We start from the raw sequence: 21,911 nt of genomic DNA on the forward strand, positions 1-21,911 counted from the left end.
AAGACCCTCGGCCAGGCCGAGATGTGGTTCGGCGCCGGCCGCGGCGCGAGCAGCGCCGTCGTCGTCCTCTTCGGCTCGGGCGTCGGCGCCTGCGTCGTCATGGACCCGCTGGGCCCCGGACGCGCCCTGGAATGGGGCCATCTCACGGTGCGCGTCCGCGGCCGGCGCTGCCGCTGCGGCGCCCAGGGCTGCCTGGAGGCGTACGCCGGCGCCGAGGCCCTCCTCGCACGCTGGCGCGAGGCCGGCGGGCGGCCACCGGCGGGCGCGGACGAGGAGACGGCGCTGACGGCGATGCTCGCGGCGGCGTACCCGGCCGCCGCCGGTCCGTCCGGGGCCGCGCCCCCCGGCGCCGATCCGGTCCCCGACGCGGTCGCGCTCGCCGTCCTCGACGAGACCGCCGAGTACCTGGGCGCCGGGCTGGCCGATCTCATCAACCTCTTCCAGCCGGAGCGGATCCTCGTCGGCGGCTGGGCCGGGCTGCAGCTCGGCAGCCGGTTCCTCGCGCGCGTGGCGGCGTACGCCCGGGCGTACGCGCTGCGGCACCCCGGCGGCCGGACGGAGATCGCGCTCGGCACGCTCGGGCCCGAGGCGGTGACGGTCGGGGCCGGACTCCTGCCGCTGGTCGACTTCTTCGCCCAGGGCGGGCGCCGGCCCGAACGGGCGCCGAGCATCCCGGCGCCCGCCTGGCAGACCGCGCTGCGGGACCGGGTCTCCACCTGAGTCCGGCCGCCGCCGGAACGGCTACGCGTAGGGGTCGAAGGGGATGCCGGCCGGCTTCGCCTTCGCCAGGTGGTCGGCGAAGCTGCCGTCCTTCAGCCCGAAGTGGGCGCTGCCGAAGTCCGCCCGGCTGAGCTTCTCGCGGAGGCCGGCCGGGTAGCCGTCCCAGCCGACGAGCGCCGGGAACTGCCAGGTGCCCTGGTGGTTCTCGGGCGGTTCGTCGTTGCCGTTGGCGGCGCGGAAGCAGTGCGTGCCGATGCCGTCCTTGTGGTAGACGATCTTCGGGTGGGTGCCGTCCCAGCGGATGGCGTCCCGGCCGTGGACGGTGAAGGAGCCGTGGTTCGAGGTGGAGACGTACCGCGCCTGCCCGTTCTGGATCCAGACGACGACGTGCTCCCAGTCGTGGCGGTGCCCGCCGAGGCCGCTCCCCCAGACCGCCTGGTCCTTCTCGAAGTACAGGCCGTAGAGGACCGCGCACCAGCCGTTGTCGCAGAGCGCGCGGGAGTAGCCGTTGGTGCGGGTGAGGTCCGAGGAGTCGCGGCACTGGCTGCTGACCGTGCCGGAGGGGCCGAGGCCGGGGTTGAGGGTGCCGTCCGGACCGATCGCGGCCGTCGGGTAGCAGCCGTCGGTGTCGTAGTCGTACGCGGGCTGGTAGGTCTGCTCCAGGACGGACGCGTTCGCGGGCAGCGGGGGCGGCGGGGCGGCGAGCGCGCTGCCCGGGAACGCGAGGAGGAGCGTGAGGGCGCCGCCGAGGACGGCGGCTCCCTTGGTGACGCGGCGCGAGATCTTCAACTCCGGCTCCCTGCGGGGGTCGAGGGGGGTGACGGTGCGGCGGTCGCGCCGTGCGCCCGAGGCGACGGACGACCGCGCGCTGACATGCCCACTCCAAGTCGGGGTCAAACGGCCGGCAACCGCGGGACCGGCGGAAACGTCCTGATCGGGGAGGGCGGGGGAAGACCGGGGAAAGGACGGACGACCGTGGCGGGGCGGGAAGGGAAACCAGGGGCGCGACGGCCGCGGCGGACGCCGGAGGGCGGACGCCGGCGCGGCCGGCTGCTCGCCGGGCTCGGCGTCGCGACCGCCGCGCTGCTCGCCCTGCACCGGTTCGTGCCGAACACCCCGGGACGGCTGGGCAGTCTGCTGGAGACCTTCCTCTTCTGGTCCGGCCCCCTCACCGCGGTGCTCCTCCTCTGCGCGGCGGCGCGGCGGGCCCGCACGGCGCTGCTCCTCCTGCTCCTCCCGGCCGCGGTCTGGGCCGCCGCCTTCGGTCCGCTGCTGCTGCCCGCGGGGGCGCCCGGTCCGCGCGAGCTCACCGTCGCCCAGCACAACGCCGCCGACGACAACGCCGATCCGGCCGGGACGGCCCGGGCGCTCGCGGACTCCGGCGCCGACCTGATCGCCCTCCAGGAGCTGGTCGACCCGGCCCTGGCGGTCTACCGCCGGGAACTCGCGCCCCGCTACCCGTACCACTCCGTGCGGGGCACGGTCGGCCTCTGGTCGCGCCACCCGCTCGGCGCCGCCCGGGCACTGGACATCAGGCCCCGGGACGTCACGGAGCCGTGGCTGCGGGCACTGCGGGCCGAGGTGCGCACACCGCACGGAGAGGTGGCCGCGTACGTCGTCCACCTGCCGTCCGTGCGGCTCGGGCCCGGCGGACTGGCCTCCGCCCGGCGCGACGAGAGCGCCCGCCTCCTCGGCCGGATCCTGGCGGAGGAACCGTCCGGCCGGGTGATCCTGGCCGGCGATCTGAACGGCACCGTCGACGACCGCGGACTGGCCCCGCTGACCTCCCGTCTCGCCGCCCCCGACCGGGGCCTGGCCCTGAGCTACCCTGCCGCCCTCCCCGTGGCCCGCATCGACCAGGTCCTCGCGCGCGGCGGGCGCGTCCCCGCGATCCGCGTGCTCCCGGCCACCGGGAGCGACCACCTGCCGGTGCTGGCGCGCGTCGCGCTGGACGCGGACGCGTAGCCGGTCCGCGGCCGCGCACGGCGCGACCGCCGACCCGACGGGAGCCGCGCCGTCATCTCCCGAAGACGCCCGGCTCCCGGACCGCCGAACGGGCCGTCAGGACAGGCGCTCCGCTTCGGGAGTTGTACGCGGGAGGGGTTGACGGGGGCGGGATGGCTCCATAAGTTCACAGCTTGATCAAAGGCTTGCCGCCTTGCGGGACACGGGCGGGCCCGGGCGGGCCGGGTTTCGCGCGGCAGCGCGGCGCGCCTCGACGAAAGGGTTGTCAGGTGCAGCTCAATCTTTCACGCGGCGCACGGCACCGGGGGCGCGCACGGCCCCGGTCCCTCGCCGCCCTCCTCACCGGCGCCCTCGTGGCGACGGGCCTGGTCCTCACCGCGCCCGGCACCGCGCAGGCCGCCGGCGAGCGGGTGGACGTCTGGCTCACCACCACCTCCGACTCCGGAGGCCGTACCGTCACCCGGGGACTCGCCCCGCAGGCCCCGCTCGCCTTCGGACCGGCCGGCGGCGGCGCGAGCCACACGATCGCCGTCGACGAGTCCACCACCTACCAGCGGTTCGAGGGCGGCGGTGCCTCGATCACCGACACCACCGCCCACCTCTTCCGCGGCGGGGCGATCAGCGCCGCCACCCGCGACGAGGTGATGCGCAAGCTCTTCTCCCCCACCGACGGCATCGGGCTCTCCTTCGTCCGCAACCCCATCGGCGCCTCGGACCTCTCCCGACCGGGGAACGTCTCCCTGGACGACACCTGCTGCGACCTGGGCGACTTCGGCGCCAACGGCTACGACACGAACGTGCGGCTGCTGACCTCGCAGGCCAAGCAGCTCAACCCGGCGCTGCGGGTCAAGGGCGTGCCGTGGAGCGCGCCGGGCTGGATGAAGGACAACGGCCGGATGGACCAGATGGGCTGGCTGAAGTGGGAGCACTACCCCACGTACGCCCAGTACCTGGTCAAGTACGTCCAGAGCTACCGGGCGGCCGGCATCGAGGTCGACTACCTCTCGGTGCAGAACGAGCCGAACTGCTGCCAGGCCGGCAACCCCACCGCCATGAACTACCCCGGCATGAGCTGGAACCCGTCCGGGCTCGTCGAGTTCACCAAGAACCACGTCTACCCGGCCTTCCGGGCCGCCGGGATCACCACCAAGGTCCTCGTCCACGACTGGAACTACGGCGACTACGCGAACTTCGGCGCGGCGGTCCTCGGTGACGCGGGCGTCCGGAACGACCCGCTCTTCGGCGGCATCGCCTGGCACGGCTACTTCGGCGACCCCGCCGTCGGCAGCCAGGTCCACGACCAGTACCCGTCGGTGCCGCAGTTCAGCACCGAGCACTCCGGCGGCACCTGGATCGGCAACCAGCACAACGAGGACCTGAAGGACATCGTCTCCTACGCCCGCAACTGGAGCAGCAGCCTGGTCAAGTGGAGCCTGGCGCTCAACCAGGACATGGGCCCGCACAACGGCGGCTGCGGCACCTGCACCGGTCTGGTCACCGTGCAGGAGGGCGGCGCGCGGGCCGGGCAGGTCGACTACACGATCGAGTACTACACGACCGGTCACCTCACCAAGTTCGTGAAGCCGGGGGCGCACCGGATCGCCTCGACCGACAACGCGACCGTGCAGAACGTCGCCTGGCGCAACCCCGACGGCTCCAAGGCGCTGATCGCGCACAACGGCGGCGGCTCCGCGCAGTCCGTCCGCGTCGACTGGGGCGGCCAGTCCTTCACGTACACCCTGCCGGCCCGCACCACCGCCACCTTCACCTGGGCGGGGGCGCCGGGGGCCGGCGCGCCGGCCGGGGCGCTGACGGGGCTCGCGGGCAAGTGTCTGGACGTGGCCGGCGCGTCGAGCGCGGACGGCACCGCCGTCCAGCTGTACACCTGCAACGGTACGGCCGCCCAGCGGTGGACGCTCGCCGCCGACGGCACGATCCGCGCGCTCGGCAAGTGCCTCGACGTGACGGGCGGCGCCACCGCGGACGGGAGCAAGGTGCAGCTCTACACGTGCAACGGGACCGGCGCCCAGCGATGGCGCTACGACGCCGTCACCCACGACGTGGTGAACACCGCCGCCGACAAATGTCTGGACGTCACGGGCAACACCTCGGCCGACGGCACGCGGGCGCAGATCTGGTCCTGCACCGGCGCCGCCAACCAGAAGTGGACCCACCGGGCGTCCTGACCGCCTCCCCTCCCCCGTCCTCAGGAGGACGCATGCCGCACCCGCACCACCGGCGCCGAGCGCGCCGCCACCGCACCCTGGCCGCCACCGCCGTCACCGCCCTGATCGCCGGTCTCGTCGGGGCCGTGCCCAGCGCCGCCGCGCCCGGCGCCGACGAGCCGGCTCCCCGGGCCGTCGACCGCTTCGAGGGCGAGGTCCCCTTCGCGAACCCGCCCGCCGAGGGGATCTTCACCTGGGGCAGCGACGCCGACGACCACCCGGCGCTCACGCTCGCCGAGCGGGCCGACGCCCCCGAGGGGAGCAAGGTCCTCGAAGGCCGCTACGACATCAGCGGCTGGGGCGGCTTCACCCATGACTTCGCCTTCGACCGGCCGGCCCAGGACTGGACCGCGCACCGGGGCATCCGCTTCTGGTGGTACGGGCAGAACACCGCGCCGCTTCCGCCCGGTTCGGGCAAGCGGATCAACTTCGAACTGAAGGACGGCGGTGCGAACGGCGAGGCGTCCGAGCTGTGGACGACCTCCTTCACCGACGACTGGGAGGGCTGGCACCTCGTCGAGCTGCCCTTCTCCGACTTCCGCTACCGCGCCGACCACCAGCCGGTCGGCGGCATCGACCAGGTCCTCGGCCTCGACCGGATGTGGGGGTACGCGCTGACGCTCCCGACGGGCGCGCCGGGCTCCTTCGCGCTCGACGGGGTGGAGCTGTACGGGAAGGCCGACCCGGCCCTGACCACCCAGGTGGTGACGGGCGCGGCCGTGCACCCGGTGGCGGAGGGATCCGCCGCCCGGATCGACGTCACCGTGAACACGACCGGCGGGGCGCCCACCGACCGGCCGGTCACCGTCACCTACGCGACGGACGACTCCGGGCCCGCCGCGGCGGGGAAGGACTACCGGCCGGTGGCCGGCAGCTTCGTCCTGCCGGCCGGGACGCCGTCCGGCACCACCCGCTCCCTCACCGTGGAGACGCTGAGGGACCGGACCGGCGAGGCCGCCGAGACGATCCCGGTGAAGCTCGCGGTCGAGGGCGCCAAGGCGCCCGCCGAGGACCCGGTCGTCGTGGTGAACGCCCACGGCCTCCCGTACCTCGACCGGCGGCTCCCCGTGGAGCGGCGGGTCGCCGACCTGCTGTCCCGGATGACGCTCGCGGAGAAGGCCGGGCAGATGACCCAGGCCGAGCGGAACGCGCTGCGGGCCCCGGGCGACATCGCCGGGTACGCGCTCGGTTCGCTGCTCTCCGGCGGCGGCTCGGTGCCCACCCCGAACACGCCGGAGGCGTGGGCGCGGATGATCGACGGCTACCAGCTGCGGACCCGGGCGACCCGGCTCCAGATCCCGCTGATCTACGGCGTGGACGCGGTCCACGGGCACAACAACGTCGCCGGGGCGACGGTCATGCCGCACAACATCGGCCTCGGCGCCTCCCGGGACCCCGCGCTCGCCGCGCGGACCGGAGCGGTCACCGCGAAGGAGGTGCGGGCGACCGGCGTGCCGTGGGACTTCGCGCCGTGCCTGTGCGTGACGCGGGACGAGCGGTGGGGGCGGTCGTACGAGGCCTTCGGCGAGGACCCGGCCCTGGTGACCGCGATGGAGACGGTGATCAACGGGATGCAGGGCGCGGCCGACGGCCGCGACCTGGACCGCAACGACAAGGTGCTGACCAGCGCCAAGCACTTCGTCGGCGACGGCGGCACGGAGTTCGGGTCGTCGACGACGGGCTCGTACACGATCGACCAGGGCGTCACCCGGGTCACCCGCGAGGAGCTGGAGGCGGTGCACCTGGCGCCGTTCGCGGAGGCCGTGAAGCGGGGCGCGGGCACGGTCATGCCCTCGTACTCCTCGGTCGACGTCATCGGGGACGGCCTCGGCCCGGTGAAGATGCACGCCCACGCCGAGCTGATCAACGGGGTGCTGAAGGACCGGATGGGCTTCGACGGCTTCGTCATCAGCGACTGGCAGGCCATCGACCAGATCCCCGGCGACTACCCCGGCGACGTGCGGACCTCGGTCAACGCCGGCCTGGACATGATCATGGTGCCGACGAACTACCAGGAGTTCACCCGGACCCTGGTCGCCGAGGTCGAGGCGGGCCGGATCCCGGTCTCCCGGATCGACGACGCGGTGGCCAGGATCCTGAAGCAGAAGTTCCGGCTGGGGCTGTTCGAGAAGCCGTACGCGGACACCACCCACCTCCCGTCGGTCGGTTCGGCCGAGCACCGGGCGGTGGCCCGCGAGGCGGCGGCCGCCTCCCAGGTGCTGCTGAAGAACGACGGCGGGGTGCTGCCGCTGAAGCCGGGGCAGAAGGTGTACGTGGCCGGTTCCAACGCCGACGACCTGGGCAACCAGACCGGCGGCTGGACGATCAGCTGGCAGGGCGCCTCCGGGAAGCACACCACCGGCACGACGGTCCTCGAAGGGATGCGGAAGGCCGCGCCCGGGCTCACGTACTCCGAGGACGCCGCCGCGCCGGTGGAGGGCCACGACGCCGGGGTCGTGGTGGTCGGCGAGACGCCGTACGCGGAGGGCGTCGGGGACGTCGGCAACGGCCACGACCTGGAACTGAGCGCCGCCGACAAGGCGGCGGTCGACCGGGTGTGCGCGGCGATGCCGTGCGCGGTGCTCGTCGTCTCCGGGCGGCCGCAGCTCATCGGCGACCGGCTGCCGGAGATCGACGCCCTGGTGGCCTCCTGGCTGCCGGGCACCGAGGGCGACGGCGTCGCGGACGTGCTCTTCGGCCGGAAGCCCTTCACCGGGCAGCTGCCCGTGACGTGGCCCCGGTCGGAGGCGCAGCTGCCGGTCAACGTCGGCGATTCCTCGTACGACCCGCAGTTCCCGTACGGCTGGGGGCTCACCACCCTGGCGGCGGCGCCCCGGGGCGGCGAGACGACGCTGAAGGCGCTCGGGCTCACGGCCCGGGTGCTCCAGGCGGCCGGCCGGGGCGATTCACCCGAGGCGCGGCGTCTGGTGGTCCGGGCCCGGCTGCTGGTGCAGGACCGCATCGGGCAGCGGGTCACGGCGGCGGTGGCGAAGCCCTTCGCCGAGGCCGACCACCTGCTGCTCTCCGGTGACCCGGCGGGCGCGGTGGCGAAGCTGACCGCGGCCTACCGCGCGGCCGGCTGAGCGCGGGGCCCGGTGGATCCGCGCCTCTCGGGAGGCCGGTCCGCCGGGCCCGTCGCGGCCCTCCCGGCCGACGGGCCCGCCCCGGGCCCCTCCGGGCCGCCGCCCGAGCCCCGCACCCGAGCCCACATTGCATAGCCATGCGCATTCATGCATACTATTGCCATGTCCAAGGTTCTCACCTCCCTTCCCGTCGGCGAGCGCGTCGGCATCGCCTTCTCCGGTGGTCTCGACACCTCCGTCGCGGTCGCGTGGATGCGTGACAAGGGCGCGGTCCCCTGCACGTACACCGCCGACATCGGCCAGTACGACGAGCCCGACATCGCCTCGGTGCCCGGGCGCGCCCAGACCTACGGCGCCGAGGTGGCCCGCCTGGTCGACTGCCGCGCCGCACTGGTCGAGGAAGGGCTCGCCGCCCTCACCTGCGGCGCCTTCCACATCCGCTCCGGAGGCCGGGCCTACTTCAACACCACCCCGCTGGGCCGTGCCGTCACCGGCACCCTCCTGGTGCGGGCGATGCTGGAGGACGACGTCCAGATCTGGGGCGACGGCTCGACCTTCAAGGGCAACGACATCGAGCGGTTCTACCGCTACGGCCTGCTGGCCAACCCGCACCTGCGGATCTACAAGCCGTGGCTGGACGCCGACTTCGTCACCGAGCTCGGCGGCCGCAAGGAGATGTCGGAGTGGCTCGTCGCCCACGACCTCCCCTACCGGGACTCCACCGAGAAGGCGTACTCCACCGACGCCAACATCTGGGGCGCCACCCACGAGGCGAAGACCCTGGAGCACCTGGACACCGGCATCGAGACCGTCGACCCGATCATGGGCGTGCGGTTCTGGGACCCGGCGGTCGAGATCGCCCCCGAGGACGTCACCATCGGCTTCGAACAGGGCCGCCCGGTCACGATCAACGGCAAGGAGTTCGCCTCCGCCGTCGACCTGGTGATGGAGGCCAACGCCATCGGCGGTCGGCACGGCCTGGGCATGTCCGACCAGATCGAGAACCGCATCATCGAGGCCAAGAGCCGCGGCATCTACGAGGCTCCCGGCATGGCGCTGCTGCACGCCGCCTACGAGCGCCTCGTCAACGCCATCCACAACGAGGACACCCTCGCCCAGTACCACAACGAGGGCCGTCGGCTCGGCCGCCTCATGTACGAGGGCCGCTGGCTGGACCCGCAGGCGCTGATGATCCGCGAGTCGCTCCAGCGCTGGGTCGGCGCCGCCGTCACCGGCGAGGTCACCCTGCGGCTGCGGCGCGGCGAGGACTACTCGATCCTCGACACCACCGGCCCCGCCTTCAGCTACCACCCGGACAAGCTGTCCATGGAGCGCACCGAGGACTCCGCCTTCGGCCCGCTGGACCGGATCGGCCAGCTGACCATGCGGAACCTCGACATCGCCGACTCCCGCGCCAAGCTGGAGCAGTACGCCGGCATCGGCCTCATCGGCACCGGCAGCCCCGCCATCGGCGCCGCGCAGGCCGCCGCCACGGGCCTCATCGGCTCGATGCCCGAGGGCGGCGCCGAGGCGATCGCCTCGCGCGGCGAGACCCCCGACAGCGAGGAGACGGCGCTCGACCGCGCCGCCATGGAGACCGGCACCGACTAGTCACCCCGTCACCGGCACACCGAGCGACACCCGAGGAGGGGCGGCCCCAGGCCGCCCCTCCTTCGCGCTTCCCTCGCGGAAACGCTCTTCCCGGTCAGCGGGAAACGGCTCCTGCGCCGGGCCGCCCCCGCCCGGCGCCGGCGAGCACTTCTCCGCCGGCCACGACATCGGCACCCCCGAGCGCGACGCCCACCTGCCGTTCGAAAGGAAGGCCGGCCTCTGGTGGGACCACTCCGACAAGGAGGGCGCCGAGAGCCGCTTCGCCCGCGAGTCCGAGGTCTACCTGGGGATGTGCCGCCGCCGGCGCGAACTGCCCAAGCCGGTCGTCGCGTCCGTGCAGGGCGCCTGCGTCGCCGGTGGTCTGATGCTCGCCTGGATCTGCGACCTGATCGTGGCCTCCGAGGACGCCTTCTTCGCCGACCCGGTGGTCCGCATGGGCATCCCCGGCGTCGAGTACTTCGCGCACCCCTGGGTGATGCCGCCCCGGATCGCCAAGGAGTTCCTCTACACCGGCGACCGGATGAGCGCCCGCCGCGCCTACGAGGTCGGCATGGTCAACCGCGTCGTCCCCCGCGCCGAACTCACGGACAGCACATTCGATGTGGCGCACCGGATCGCCGAGATGCCCCGGATGGGCCTCGCGCTCACCAAGCGCGCCGTCAACCAGGCCGAGGACCTCCAGGGCCTGCACACCGGCATGGACGCCGTCTTCGGACTGCACCACCTGGCGCACGCGCACAACGCCGAGACCGCCCGCGACGCGCTCGGCGGCGTGGACATCCACGCGATGCTGCGACGTTCCGGGGGACGGCCCTCCCGCCCCGGGGAGGCGGGAGCCTGATGGACCTCGACTTCTCACCGGCCGACGAGGCCTCCCGCGCCGAGGCCCGCGCCTGGCTCGCCGCCCACGTGCCCGCCACCCCGCTGCCCTCCCTGGAGACGGCGGAGGGCTTCGCCGCCCACCGCGCCTGGGAGGCCGAACTGGCCGCCGACCGCTGGTCGGTGGTCTCCTGGCCCGAGGAGTACGGCGGCCGGGGCTCCTCCGTGCTGCGCTGGCTGGTCTTCGAGGAGGAGTACTACGCCGCCGGCGCGCCCGGCCGGGTCGGCCAGAACGGTATCAACCTCCTCGCCCCCACCCTCTTCGAGCACGGCACCGACGAGCAGCGCGCCCGGATCCTGCCCCCGATGGCGTCCGGCGAGGTCATCTGGGCGCAGGCCTGGTCCGAGCCCGAGTCCGGCTCCGACCTGGCGAGCCTGCGCTCCACCGCCGTGCGCGCCGACGGCGGTCGGCTGATCAGCGGCCAGAAGACCTGGTCGTCGAGGGCCGCCTTCGCCGACCGCGCCTTCGGCCTCTTCCGCGGCGACCCGGACGCGGACCGGCCGCACCGGGGGCTCACGTACCTGATGTTCCCGCTCGGCGCCGAGGGCGTGACCGTACGCCCCGTGGGGCGGCTCGACGGCAAGCCGGCCTTCGCCGAGCTCTTCCTCGACGAGGTCTTCGTCCCCGACGAGGACGTGATCGGCGCCCCCGGCGACGGCTGGCGGGTCGCCATGAGCACCGCCGGCAACGAGCGCGGCCTCACCCTGCGCGGCCCCGGCCGGTTCACCGCCGCCGCCCAGCGGCTCGCCGCGCTCTGGAGGGAGGCCGCCGACCCCTCCGACACGGCCGTCCGCGACCGGGTCGCCGACGCCTTCATCGGCGCTTCCGCCTACCGGCTCTTCACCCACGCCCACGCCTCCCGGCTCGCCGCCGGCGGCTCGATCGGCGCCGGGTCCAGCCTCAACAAGGTCTTCTGGTCCGAACTGGACATCGCCCTCCACGAGACCGCCCTCGACCTCCTCGGGCCGTACGGCGAACTCTCCGACGAGGCCCCGGAGGCCCCCGCGCACGGCGGGTGGGCCGAGGGCCACATCTTCTCGCCGGCCGGGCCGATCTACGCCGGGACCAACGAGATCCAGCGCGACATCATCGCCGAGCGGCTGCTCGGCCTGCCGGAGGGACGCCGGTGATGCGGTTCCTGCTCGACGACGAGCAGCGGGAGTTCGCCCGCACCCTCGACACGATGCCGACGGCGGCCGACACCCCCGCGCGGCCCGCGCCTGGGCCGCCGGCGACCACGCCCCCGGGCTCGCGCTCTGGTCCCGGCTCACCGGGGCGGGCGTGTTCGCGCTCGCGGTGCCGGAGGCGCACGAGGGCCTGGGGCCGTTGCCGGTGGAACTGGCCGTCGCCTTCATCGAGGCGGGCCGGCACGCCGTCCCCGGCCCGCTGGTCGAGACGGTCGCCGCGGCGGCCCTCCTCGGCCGGCTCGCCCGGGACGACGGGGGTGACGGGGGTGACAACCAGGAGGCTGCCGCCTGGCTCCCCCGGATCGCCGCCGGCAAGGCGACCGTCTCGCTGAACGTCCCGGCGCTCGCCGCCGAGCAGGTCGGCGCGGCGGCGCGGTGCCTGGAGCTCACGGTGGCGTACGCCGGGGAGCGGGTGCAGTTCGGGCGGCCGATCGGCTCCTTCCAGGCGGTGAAGCACCGGCTCGCGGACGCCTGCGTCCGCGTCGAGTCGGCCCGCTCCGCCGCGCTCGGCGCCGCCTTCGCCGCGGCGGACGGCGCACGGGGGCCGGAGCTGACCCGGCTCGCCGCCACCGCCAAGTCGGTCTGCTCGGAGGCCTTCTCCGAGGTGGCGGGCGAGATGATCCAACTGCACGGCGGGATCGGCATCACCTGGGAGCACGACGCCCACCGCTACTTCAAGCGGGCGCACGGCTCGTCGCGGCTCTTCGGCCCGCCGCACTGGCACCGCGCCCGGCTCGCCGCCGTGCTCGGCCTGCCCGGGCCGGTGCCCGTCAGCCGTTGATGGAGAAGAAGATGGTGTCGTGGGTGTACCAGTCGTAGCCCCGCGCCTTGGTCGACTCCCACTCCTCGTGCTCGAACTCCAGCTTCTCGGTGAGGAGATCGAGGTCGTACACGAAGTCGGGGTCGATCTTGTCGCGGACCGCGCGGTACGCGTCGACGGCCGGCTTGGCCTTCTCCAGCGGCAGCATCCCGATGTCCGGCCCGTCGATGGCGTAGGGGATGGGGAAGGGGATCTCGTCCGGCGGGCCGGAGAAGAGGTAGCCGTGCGGCAGCAGGTCGGCCGGGACGCCGTGCTGCCTCAACTGCTCGTCGAGGAGGCCGAAGAAGGTGCTGGGCCTGGAGTAGACGCCGAGGTCGGAGGGGTCGGAGCCGCAGTGGTCGATGACGTGCTGGAGCGCCCGGGCGTAGGCCTTGCCGGCGTACGTCCCCTTCGCGTCGGCGCGGCCCTCGATGAGGTGCTCCAGCGCCTCGGGGACGGTCAGGCCCCAGTCGAGGTCCTGGCGGTCCAGGTCGCGCTGGCCGGCCTCGGCCCGCTCGCGCATCAGGGCGAGCACGCGCCGCTGTTCGTCGGTGAGGCGCTCCGCCGCTCCGAGGTAGGCGACGGCCTCGGCGCGGTCGCCGGTGGTGTACGAAATGATTCGGCTCATGATCGACATGCTGCCATCCGGCACTGACGACGCCCCCTCGGCCGGAGCCGAGGGGACGTCGTCGTGCGGCGCGGTGACGCGGGGTCAGCCGGCGAGCAGCTGCAGGGTGTCGATGACGCGGTTGGAGAAGCCCCACTCGTTGTCGTACCAGGCGACGACCTTGACGTGGCGGCCGTCGACGCGGGTGAGGGCGGCGTCGAAGATGGAGGAGTGCGGGTTGCCGGTGATGTCGGAGGAGACCAGCTCGTCCTCCGAGTACTCCAGGACGCCGGCGAGCTTGCCCTCGGCGGCCTTGCGGTAGGCGTCGAGGATCTCCTCGCGGGTGACCTCGCGGGCGACGGTGGTGTTCAGCTCGACGATGGAGCCGACCGGCACGGGCACGCGGATCGAGTCGCCGGAGAGCTTGCCGTCCAGCTGCGGGAGGACCAGGCCGATGGCCTTGGCGGCACCGGTGCTGGTGGGCACGATGTTGACGGCGGCGTTGCGGGCGCGGCGGGCGTCGCGGTGCGGGCCGTCCTGGAGGTTCTGCTCCTGGGTGTAGGCGTGCACGGTCGTCATGAAGCCGTGCTCGATGCCGGCCAGCTCGTCGAGGACGGCGGCCAGCGGGGCGAGCGCGTTGGTGGTGCAGGAGGCGTTGGAGACGATCGTGTGCAGCTCGGCGTCGTACGTGTCGCTGTTCACGCCGTAGGCGAGGGTGACGTCGGCGCCGTCGGAGGGGGCGCTGACGAGGACCTTCCTGGCACCGGCGTCGAGGTGGAGGCGGGCGTCCTTGGCGCTGGTGAAGCGGCCGGTGGCCTCCAGGACGATGTCGACGCCCAGCTCGGCCCAGGGGAGGTTGGCCGGCTCGCGCTCGGCGAGGACCTTGATGCGGTGGCCGTCCACCACGAGGGTGTCGCCGTCGACGGAGACCGGGCGGCCGAGGCGGCCGGAGGTGGAGTCGAAGGCGAGGAGACGGGCGAGCGCCTTCGGCTCGGTGAGGTCGTTGACGGCGACGACCTCGAGCGTGGTGTCGCGCTCCAGGAGGGCGCGGAGCACGTTGCGGCCGATGCGACCGAAACCGTTGATGGCGATGCGAGTCATGATGCGGTGTCCCTTCCGTTTCTTCGCCACCCAGCCTCGCCTGCCGGGCCGCCGCGCGGCAGGGGCGAGATCGCCATGGTCCGCAAGGATCGTGCCAAGATCCTGGGGATCGGGCCAGGTGGGGGGCTCAGTCGCCCTGGGTGAAGGTGCGCCGGTAGTCGCTCGGGGTGGTGCCGAGGATCCGCTGGAAGTGCATCCGCAGGTTGGCGCCGGTGCCGAGGCCGGTCTCCGCGGCGATCTGCTCGACGCCGAGTTCGGACCGTTCGAGGAGTTCGCGGGCGCGGTCGACGCGGGCGCGCAGCAGCCACTGCATGGGGGTGTAGCCGGTCTCCTCGACGAAGCGGCGGGAGAAGGTGCGGGGCGAGACGGCGGCGTGCCGGGAGAGGACGTCGAGGGTGAGGGGTTCGTCGAGGTGGTGGAGGACCCATTCGCGGGTGGCGGCGAAGCGTTCGCCGTGGGGTTCGGGGACGCTGCGGGGCACGTACTGGGCCTGGCCGCCGCTGCGGTAGGGGGCGGCGACGAGGCGGCGGGCGGCGTGGTTGGCGGCGCCGACGCCGAGGTCGCCGCGGAGGATGTGGAGGCAGAGGTCGATGCCGGACGCGGCGCCCGCCGAGGTGAGGACGCTGCCCTCGTCGACGAAGAGGACGTTCTCGTCGACCTGGACGAGGGGCCACTTCTCGGCGAGGGCACGCGCGTAGTGCCAGTGGGTGGTGGCGCGGCGGCCGTCGAGGAGGCCGGTGGCGGCGAGCGCGAAGGCGCCGGTGGAGATGGCGGCGAGCCGCGCCCCGCGCGCGTGGGCGGCGATCAGTGCCTCGACGACGGCCTGCGGCGGGTCCTCGCGGTCGGGGAAGCGGTAGCCGGGCACGAAGACGATGTCGGCCCAGCCGAGGGCGTCGAGTCCGTGGTCGACGTTGTACGACAGTCCGTCGCCGCCCGCGACGAGGCCGGGGGTCGCGCCGCAGACGCGCACCTCGTAGGGCATGCTCGCGCGGGTCGTGAACACCTGGGCGGGGATCCCGACGTCGAGGGGTTTGGCCCCTTCGAGGACGAGGACGGCGACGCGGTACAGACGGGTGGGTGGCACGCCACGAGCCTACGTGGCGGCGGTGGTCGGGCTGTCGGCCCGGGGCACGCGCGCGTGGGGGCTCGAAGGGTCAGGCGCGCAGGGTGTACCAGGGGCGGTCGGCGTGCTCGGCCGGGGTCCCGTCGAGGATCCGGGCGGTGCGGGCGCCCGGGTCGAGGAGGACGGTCGCGAGGCTGGCCCAGCGGCGGCCGAGCGGGGCGTCCGGGTCGGGCACGCAGCTGACGGGCGGCTCGCCGGGGCCGGTGACCAGGAGGCGCAGGAGGTCGTCGTGGGTGGTGGCGGGCGCGCGGTCGAGGCGGTCGCGGAGGAAGGCGTACCGCTCGCCGGAGTCGGGCTGGTAGAGCCAGGTCTTCTCGCGGCGGGCGGGCCCCGGGGTGAGGAAGTGGTTGGTGCGCAGCCGGGTGCCGTCGGCCGTGGGCGGCACCTCGGAGACGCCGTCGGGGCTGAGGTCGAGCAGGACGGCCCGCTCCTGGTCGAAGAGGAGGAAGGAGCCGGAGGAGGCGAGCGGCGCGGAGCGGATCAGCTCGACGGCGTGGGCGGCGTCGTCGGCCTCCTCCAGGACGAGGGCGGCGAGCACGTGCACGGGGAGGCCGCCGACGCGGTCGTCCCGGTGGCCGAGGATGTTGAAGTGGAGGGCGAGGCCGGCGCTGTTGACGCCGATCTTGGCGAGGATGCCGTGTTCGGTGAGGCCGACGTGGCGGTGGGCGCCGCCGGCGGAGTCGACGGTGTGCCAGGAGGAGCCCAGCTCGACGTGCCAGTCCCAGGTCTGGACGCCGAGGTGGGTGGTGCCGCCGTCGGGGGCGGGGACGCGGCGGACGACGGTGGAGCACTCGCCGGGCGGGACGGCGCGGCTCCGGGCGAGGATCTCGGTACGGGCGTTGAGCGCGGCGACCCGCCAGGGTTCGGCTCCGGCCCCCTCCGCGATCCCTTCGATCTGCTCGCGCAGGGCGGGCCGGAAGGCGTCGATCGCGTCCAGGGCCCGGTGGGCGTCGTCCCGGACGGTCGGGCCGGGAATCCCCGCGAGGGCGAAGAGCCGGTCGTAGACGTCGAGGGCGGTGCGCAGCCCCTCGGCGATCCGGGCGCCGCGCAGGCGGCCCCGCTCGCGCGGGTCGGCGGCGTCGACGGCGACGTGGAGGCGGCGGCCTGGGCGGGGGAAGGCGGTGAGGGACATGGGCGGGCTTCCTGGGCGGACGGCGGAACATTTATTGGCCAGAAGACCAATACAGTCTGCGGTCATCCAACAACCCACCCCCACCCCCGTCAAGCCCACCCCTCCCCCGCCCCCGGACGCCCCACCAGGGGGCCGCGTTCCCGGCGGCCCGGTGGACGGCGGGCGATGAGCGACGGACGGCGGGCGATGGGCGGCGACACGGAAGAGGAGGGGGCCACGCCGGCGCCGGCGCCGGGGCTCGGCGCCGGGAGTTCCGAGGCGCGGGCGTCGAGCGCCACGTCGCCCTCCGCGCGCTCGCGGGCGCGGGAGCGCGGCGCCACTGCCACACGCCGCCCGGGATCGCCGCACGCCCGGAGGAGGCGAACAGCCGGCACGCGGGCGTGCCGGCGAAGGGCCTGCGGAGGGTGACCGGGAACCCGGCGAGACGCCGACGGCGGCCTTCCGCACCCGGGAGCGGAGCCGCTCCGGCCGCCCCGACCTGACGGAGTTCCGGGCCGGCCCCGGCCCGGCCGCCGCTCCCGCCCTCCCGCCGCCGCGCACCGGGCCGGCCTCGCCGCGCCGCCACGACGAGGGCGGCCGGCGGAGCCGGACGCGCTTCCGCGTCACGGAGGACGAGCGACCGCCCCGGCACCTCCGGGCGGCCCCCGGCGCGCGCGGGGGCCGGGGGCCGGGCTCAGGCCGAGCAGTTCGGGCAGAGACCCCGGTAGGTGACGTCGACCTTGGAGACGGTGAAGCCGTAGCGCTCGGAGTCGGGGAGGACGGCGAGCGGATCGCCGTCGGGGTGGACGTCCCGGATGGTGCCGCACTCCACGCACACCAGGTGCTGGTGGGCGTGGCGGGCGTTGGGGTCGTACCGTTTCGCGCGGCCGTCGGTGGAGAGCTCCACCACCTCGCCGAGGGAGACCAGTTCGCCCAGGGTGTTGTAGACGGTCGCCCGGGCGATCTCGGGAAGTCGCTCCACGGCGCGTGCGTGCACCTCGTCGGCGGTGAGGTGCACGTGCTCGCCGTCGAGGACCTCCGCGACGACGCGCCGCTGCGACGTCATCCGCCAGCCTCGGGCGCGCAGCCGCTCCAGCAGGTCACTCATAGGGGCTACCTGTTTCCTGTTCGGCGAAGGCAGGAGCGCGGGGGCCCCGCCCCCGGCCCGCACCTCCACTTTGACGTTGTTCTTGACTTGGACTTCGTCCATTGTAGGATCAGTTTTGTTGGATGGCCAAGGGACAGGAAGAGCTCATGTCTGAGAACCTCGAAGCACACGGCGGAGACGCGAAGGCCGCGGGCGGCGGCTGCCCCGTCCCCCACGGGCAGCGCGCGTCGCACCCCACCCAGGGCGGCGGCAACCGCCAGTGGTGGCCGAACCGGCTGAACCTGCGGATCCTGGCCAAGAACCCGGCCGTGGGCAACCCGCTCGGCGAGGACTTCGACTACGCCGAGGCCTTCAAGGCGCTCGACCTCGCCGCCGTGAAGCGGGACATCGCCGAGGTCCTCACCACCTCGCAGGACTGGTGGCCGGCCGACTTCGGCCACTACGGCCCCTTCATGATCCGCATGGCCTGGCACAGCGCGGGCACCTACCGCATCAGCGACGGCCGCGGCGGCGCCGGCGCCGGCCAGCAGCGCTTCGCCCCGCTCAACAGCTGGCCGGACAACGGCAACCTGGACAAGGCCCGCCGTCTCCTGTGGCCCGTGAAGAAGAAGTACGGCCAGTCCATCTCCTGGGCCGACCTCATGATCCTCACCGGCAACGTCGCCCTGGAGTCGATGGGCTTCGAGACCTTCGGCTTCGCCGGCGGCCGCGAGGACGTCTGGGAGGCCGACGAGGACGTCTACTGGGGCCCCGAGACCACCTGGCTCGGCGACGAGCGCTACTCCGGCGACCGCGAGCTGGAGGAGCCCCTCGGCGCGGTCCAGATGGGCCTCATCTACGTCAACCCCGAGGGCCCCAACGGCAACCCGGACCCGGTCGCCGCGGCCCGCGACATCCGCGAGACCTTCCGCCGGATGGCGATGAACGACGAGGAGACCGTCGCCCTCATCGCCGGTGGCCACACCTTCGGCAAGGCGCACGGCGCCGGCCCCGCCGACAACGTGGGCGCGGACCCGGAGGCGGCCCCGATCGAGGCGCAGGGCCTCGGCTGGGCGAACAGCTACCGCTCCGGCAAGGGTGCCGACGCCATCACCTCCGGCCTGGAGGTCACCTGGACCACCACGCCCGCGCAGTGGGGCCACGACTTCTTCAAGCACCTCTTCGAGTACGACTACGAGCTGTCCAAGAGCCCCGCGGGCGCCCACCAGTGGGTCGCCAAGAACGCCAATGCGATCATCCCGGACGCGCACGACCCGGAGAAGAAGCACCTCCCGACCATGCTCACCACGGACCTGTCGCTCCGCTTCGACCCGGTCTACGAGCAGATCTCCCGCCGCTTCTACGAGCACCCGGAGCAGTTCGCCGACGCGTTCGCCCGCGCCTGGTACAAGCTGACCCACCGTGACATGGGCCCGGTCGTCCGCTACCTCGGCTCCGAGGTCCCGTCGGAGGAGCTGGCCTGGCAGGACCCGCTGCCGGCCCGCACCCACGAGCTGGTCGACGCGGCGGACATCGCCTCCCTCAAGGAGCAGATCCTCGCCTCGGACCTGACGGTCGCCCAGCTGGTCGGCGCCGCCTGGGCCGCCGCCTCCTCCTTCCGCGGCAGCGACAAGCGCGGCGGTGCCAACGGCGGCCGCATCCGCCTGGAGCCGCAGCGCGGCTGGCAGGTCAACAACCCGGAGGACCTCGCCCAGGTGCTCCGCGTCCTGGAGGGCGTCCAGGAGTCCTTCAACGCCGGCCGGACCGACGGCAAGCAGGTCTCCCTCGCCGACCTGGTGGTCCTCGCGGGCTCCGCGGCCGTCGAGAAGGCCGCCGCCGCCGCGGGCCGCACCGTCGAGGTGCCGTTCACCCCGGGCCGTGTGGACGCCTCCCAGGAGCAGACGGACATCGAGTCCTTCGCCGCCCTGGAGCCGCAGGCGGACGGCTTCCGCAACTACCTCGGCAAGGGCGTCCGCCTTCCCGCCGAGTACCTGCTGGTCGACCGCGCCAACCTGCTCACGGTCAGCGCCCCCGAGCTCACCGTCCTCGTCGGCGGCCTGCGCGCCCTGGGCATCACCCAGCCGGGCACCTCGCTCGGTCTGCTCACCGCCAACCCCGGCACGCTGACGAACGACTTCTTCGTCAACCTGCTGGACCTGGGCACCACCTGGTCGGCGATCTCCGGCGACGCGAACACCTTCGAGGGCCGCGACGACGCGACCGGCGAGGTCAAGTGGACCGGCACCCGCGCCGACCTGGTCTTCGGCTCGAACTCGGAGCTCCGCGCCCTCGCCGAGGTCTACGCGAGCGACGACGCCCAGGACAAGTTCGTGACGGACTTCGTCGCCGCCTGGACCAAGGTCATGGACCTGGACCGCTTCGACGTCCGCTGACCCACCCCGCCGGGGCGGCCACCGTGAGCCGGCCGCCCCGCAGCCCCCGCGCCCCCGTGACCCGCCCCGGTCACGGGGGCGCGCCCCTGTCCGGGGTCAGCGGGGGCCGAGCACGCCCAGGAGGCGGGTGACCGCCTCGGCGACGGCGACGCGGGCGGGGGTGAGGTAGCGGCGCGGATCCACGTCGGCGGGGTGGGCGGCGAGGTGGTCGCGGACGGCGCCGGTGAACGCCTTGTTGAGGTGCGTGGAGACGTTCACCTTGGTCATGCCGGCGGTCACGGCCCGCGCGAGCAGCGGGTCGGGCACGCCCGACGAGCCGTGCAGGACGAGGGGGACGTCGACGGCGGCCCGGAGCCGGGCGATCAGGTCCAGGTCGAGGACGGCGTCCCGGGTGACCATCTGGTGGACGCTGCCGACGGCGACGGCGAGCGCGTCGACGCCGGTGGCGGCGACGAAGGCGCGGGCCTCGTCCGGGTCGGTGCGGACCCCGGGGTCGTGGGCGCCGCCCTTGCCGCCGACCTCGCCGAGCTCCCCCTCCACCCAGACGCCGTGCCGGTGGCAGTGGTCGACGACCTCCCGGGTGGTGGCCACGTTCTCCTCGTACGGGAGCCGCGCCGCGTCGAACATGACGGAGCCGAGGCCGAGCTCCACGGCCTCGCGCACGAGGTCGGGGTTCTCCGCGTGGTCGAGGTGGACGGCGACGGGCGTCTTGGCGGCGCGGGCCAGCGCGAGCGAGGCGAGCGCGACGGGTTCGAGACCGCCGTGGTAGCGGACGGTGTTCTCGCTGATCTGGAGGACGACGGGCCGGTCGGCCCGCTCGGCGCCGGTGACGATGGCCTCGGCGTGCTCCAGCTGGAGGACGTTGAAGGCGCCCACGCCGGCGCCGTCGGCGTGCGCCCGCCGGACGATCTCGTGGGTCGGGGTCAGTGGCATGGTCCTGCTCCGGGTGCGAAGGGGTGGGTACGGGGCGGGCCGGTTCAGGCGCCGGTGTCGGCGAGGACGACGGAGCGGGTGAGGTTGCGCGGCCGGTCGGGGTCGAGGCCGCGGGCCTCGGCGACCGCGACGGCGAGGCGCTGCGCGAGGACCAGTTCGGCGAGCGGGTCGAGGCCGCCGGCGACGAGGGTGCCGCCGACCGCGCGGATCTCCTCGGCGAGGCCCCCGGGCAGCGGCCCGAAGCTCCAGGCGACGCGCCCTGGCCCGGTGATGCTGATGGGCCCGTGGCGGTACTCCATCGCCGGGTACGCCTCCGTCCACGCGCCGGCCGCCTCCCGCATCTTGAGCGCGGCCTCCTGGGCGAGGCCGTAGGTCCAGCCGGTGCCGAGGAAGGTGAACTGCTCGGCCTCGCGGACGGCCTCCTCCAGGGGCCTGACCAGGGCGAGTTCGGCGTCCTCGGCGGCCCGGTCGACCGTGGCGACGCCCTCGGGCAGGGCGCCCTCGGCCTCCAGGTGGGCGCGGAGGAGGGTGAGCGCGGTGGTGGCGAAGCGGGTCTGGACGACCGACTCCTCGTCGGCGAAGTCGAGGACGGCGACGGCGTCGGCCAGTTCCCTCACGGGGGTGGCCGGGTCGGCGGTGACCGCCCCGGTGGCGACGGTGCCGGAGAGCCGGGCGAGGACGGCGAGGACCTCGCTGGTGGTGCCGGAGCGGGTGAGGGCGACGACCCGGTCGTAACGGCGGTCGAAGGGGAAGCGGGAGGCGGCGAACGCGTCGGTCTCGCCGTGGCCGCCGGCCTCGCGCAGATCGGCGTAGGCCTGCGCCATGAACCAGGAGGTGCCGCAGCCGATCACCGCCACGCGCTCACCGCGCCGGGGCAGGGCGTCCGCGTGCCGCGGCAGCGTGCGGAGCGCTTCGCGCCACGCCTCGGGCTGGGTGGCGATCTCGACGGTGGTCCGGGAGGGGGTCATGCGCACTCCTTGCACGGAGAAGACAGGGTCGATGCGTGAAGATGCTTGAAACACACATCATTCAAGCAGATTCACGCAAGCGTCGGCCAGATTCCCCCGTCCCGGCGACGTAGGATCG

Annotated in this window: 15 protein-coding genes and 2 pseudogenes; 9 read left to right on the forward strand and 8 right to left on the reverse strand. The window is 74.1% G+C overall.

Going from position 1 to position 21,911, the window contains the following annotated elements:
- A partial coding sequence (locus IE245_RS24455) for an ROK family protein (RefSeq protein WP_189951159.1) occupies positions 1-720 on the forward strand: 720 nt, incomplete at its 5' end.
- A 21-nt stretch (positions 721-741) separates the two neighbouring features.
- Here IE245_RS24455 and IE245_RS24460 read toward each other — a convergent pair.
- Entirely contained in the window at positions 742-1,509 is a 768-nt protein-coding gene (locus IE245_RS24460; RefSeq protein ID WP_189951162.1) for an NPP1 family protein, read from the reverse strand.
- Between the two features lie 186 nt (positions 1,510-1,695).
- On the opposite strand from IE245_RS24460, the gene IE245_RS24465 reads away from it, so the two are divergent.
- From IE245_RS24465 to IE245_RS37955, 7 genes and pseudogenes are all read left to right on the forward strand, one after another.
- Positions 1,696-2,685 carry an endonuclease/exonuclease/phosphatase family protein gene (locus IE245_RS24465; protein ID WP_373305392.1) on the forward strand — a complete coding sequence of 330 codons (990 nt, stop codon included), beginning with the start codon at positions 1,696-1,698 and terminating at the stop codon, positions 2,683-2,685.
- Positions 2,686-2,954: 269 nt separating this feature from the next.
- Entirely contained in the window at positions 2,955-4,871 is a 1,917-nt protein-coding gene (locus IE245_RS24470) for a ricin-type beta-trefoil lectin domain protein (protein WP_189951166.1), read from the forward strand.
- Positions 4,872-4,903: 32 nt separating this feature from the next.
- A complete protein-coding gene (locus IE245_RS24475; RefSeq protein ID WP_189951168.1) occupies positions 4,904-7,993 on the forward strand; it encodes a glycoside hydrolase family 3 protein in 3,090 nt (1,029 codons plus the stop codon).
- Between the two features lie 162 nt (positions 7,994-8,155).
- Positions 8,156-9,604, forward strand: coding sequence for an argininosuccinate synthase (gene argG, locus IE245_RS24480; RefSeq protein ID WP_189951170.1), 1,449 nt, complete (start codon positions 8,156-8,158; stop codon positions 9,602-9,604).
- Between the two features lie 133 nt (positions 9,605-9,737).
- Positions 9,738-10,445 (forward strand): annotated as a pseudogene (locus IE245_RS24485) (enoyl-CoA hydratase); the annotation flags it as partial.
- On the forward strand, positions 10,445-11,614 hold the full coding sequence (locus tag IE245_RS24490; protein ID WP_189951172.1) for an acyl-CoA dehydrogenase family protein: 1,170 nt from the start codon (positions 10,445-10,447) through the stop codon (positions 11,612-11,614). The pseudogene IE245_RS24485 and the gene IE245_RS24490, both read left to right, overlap by 1 nt.
- A 133-nt stretch (positions 11,615-11,747) precedes the next feature.
- Positions 11,748-12,452: pseudogene (locus tag IE245_RS37955) on the forward strand (acyl-CoA dehydrogenase family protein); the annotation flags it as partial.
- On the opposite strand, the gene IE245_RS24505 reads toward IE245_RS37955, so the two are convergent.
- The 5 genes from IE245_RS24505 to IE245_RS24525 all read right to left on the reverse strand — a co-directional run bounded on the left by IE245_RS24505 (position 12,442) and on the right by IE245_RS24525 (position 17,520).
- Positions 12,442-13,098 (reverse strand): DUF7691 family protein, encoded by a 657-nt coding sequence (locus IE245_RS24505; RefSeq protein WP_189951174.1) that lies wholly within the window; start codon positions 13,096-13,098, stop codon positions 12,442-12,444. The pseudogene IE245_RS37955 and the gene IE245_RS24505 sit on opposite strands and share 11 nt — an antisense overlap.
- An 84-nt stretch (positions 13,099-13,182) precedes the next feature.
- The gene (gap, locus tag IE245_RS24510) at positions 13,183-14,178 is read right to left on the reverse strand and encodes a type I glyceraldehyde-3-phosphate dehydrogenase (protein ID WP_189951176.1); all 996 of its coding nucleotides are present in this window, start codon (positions 14,176-14,178) and stop codon (positions 13,183-13,185) included.
- A 127-nt stretch (positions 14,179-14,305) separates the two neighbouring features.
- A complete protein-coding gene (locus IE245_RS24515; protein ID WP_189951178.1) occupies positions 14,306-15,262 on the reverse strand; it encodes a GlxA family transcriptional regulator in 957 nt (318 codons plus the stop codon).
- 70 nt (positions 15,263-15,332) lie between these two features.
- Positions 15,333-16,433 carry a C45 family autoproteolytic acyltransferase/hydrolase gene (locus tag IE245_RS24520; protein ID WP_189951179.1) on the reverse strand — a complete coding sequence of 367 codons (1,101 nt, stop codon included), beginning with the start codon at positions 16,431-16,433 and terminating at the stop codon, positions 15,333-15,335.
- Positions 16,434-17,106: 673 nt separating this feature from the next.
- Positions 17,107-17,520 carry a Fur family transcriptional regulator gene (locus IE245_RS24525; RefSeq protein WP_189951181.1) on the reverse strand — a complete coding sequence of 138 codons (414 nt, stop codon included), beginning with the start codon at positions 17,518-17,520 and terminating at the stop codon, positions 17,107-17,109.
- A 146-nt stretch (positions 17,521-17,666) separates the two neighbouring features.
- On the opposite strand from IE245_RS24525, the gene katG reads away from it, so the two are divergent.
- Positions 17,667-19,892, forward strand: coding sequence for a catalase/peroxidase HPI (katG, locus tag IE245_RS24530; protein WP_189951183.1), 2,226 nt, complete (start codon positions 17,667-17,669; stop codon positions 19,890-19,892).
- Between the two features lie 96 nt (positions 19,893-19,988).
- Here the strand turns inward: katG and IE245_RS24535 are convergent, their stop codons facing one another.
- Positions 19,989-20,825 (reverse strand): class II fructose-bisphosphate aldolase, encoded by an 837-nt coding sequence (locus tag IE245_RS24535; protein WP_189951185.1) that lies wholly within the window; start codon positions 20,823-20,825, stop codon positions 19,989-19,991.
- Between the two features lie 44 nt (positions 20,826-20,869).
- Positions 20,870-21,793, reverse strand: coding sequence for an SIS domain-containing protein (locus IE245_RS24540; protein ID WP_189951187.1), 924 nt, complete (start codon positions 21,791-21,793; stop codon positions 20,870-20,872).
- Between the last annotated feature and the right edge of the window lie 118 nt (positions 21,794-21,911).

This window comes from Streptomyces roseolus (genome assembly GCF_014649855.1).
Taxonomy (GTDB): domain Bacteria; phylum Actinomycetota; class Actinomycetes; order Streptomycetales; family Streptomycetaceae; genus Streptomyces; species Streptomyces roseolus.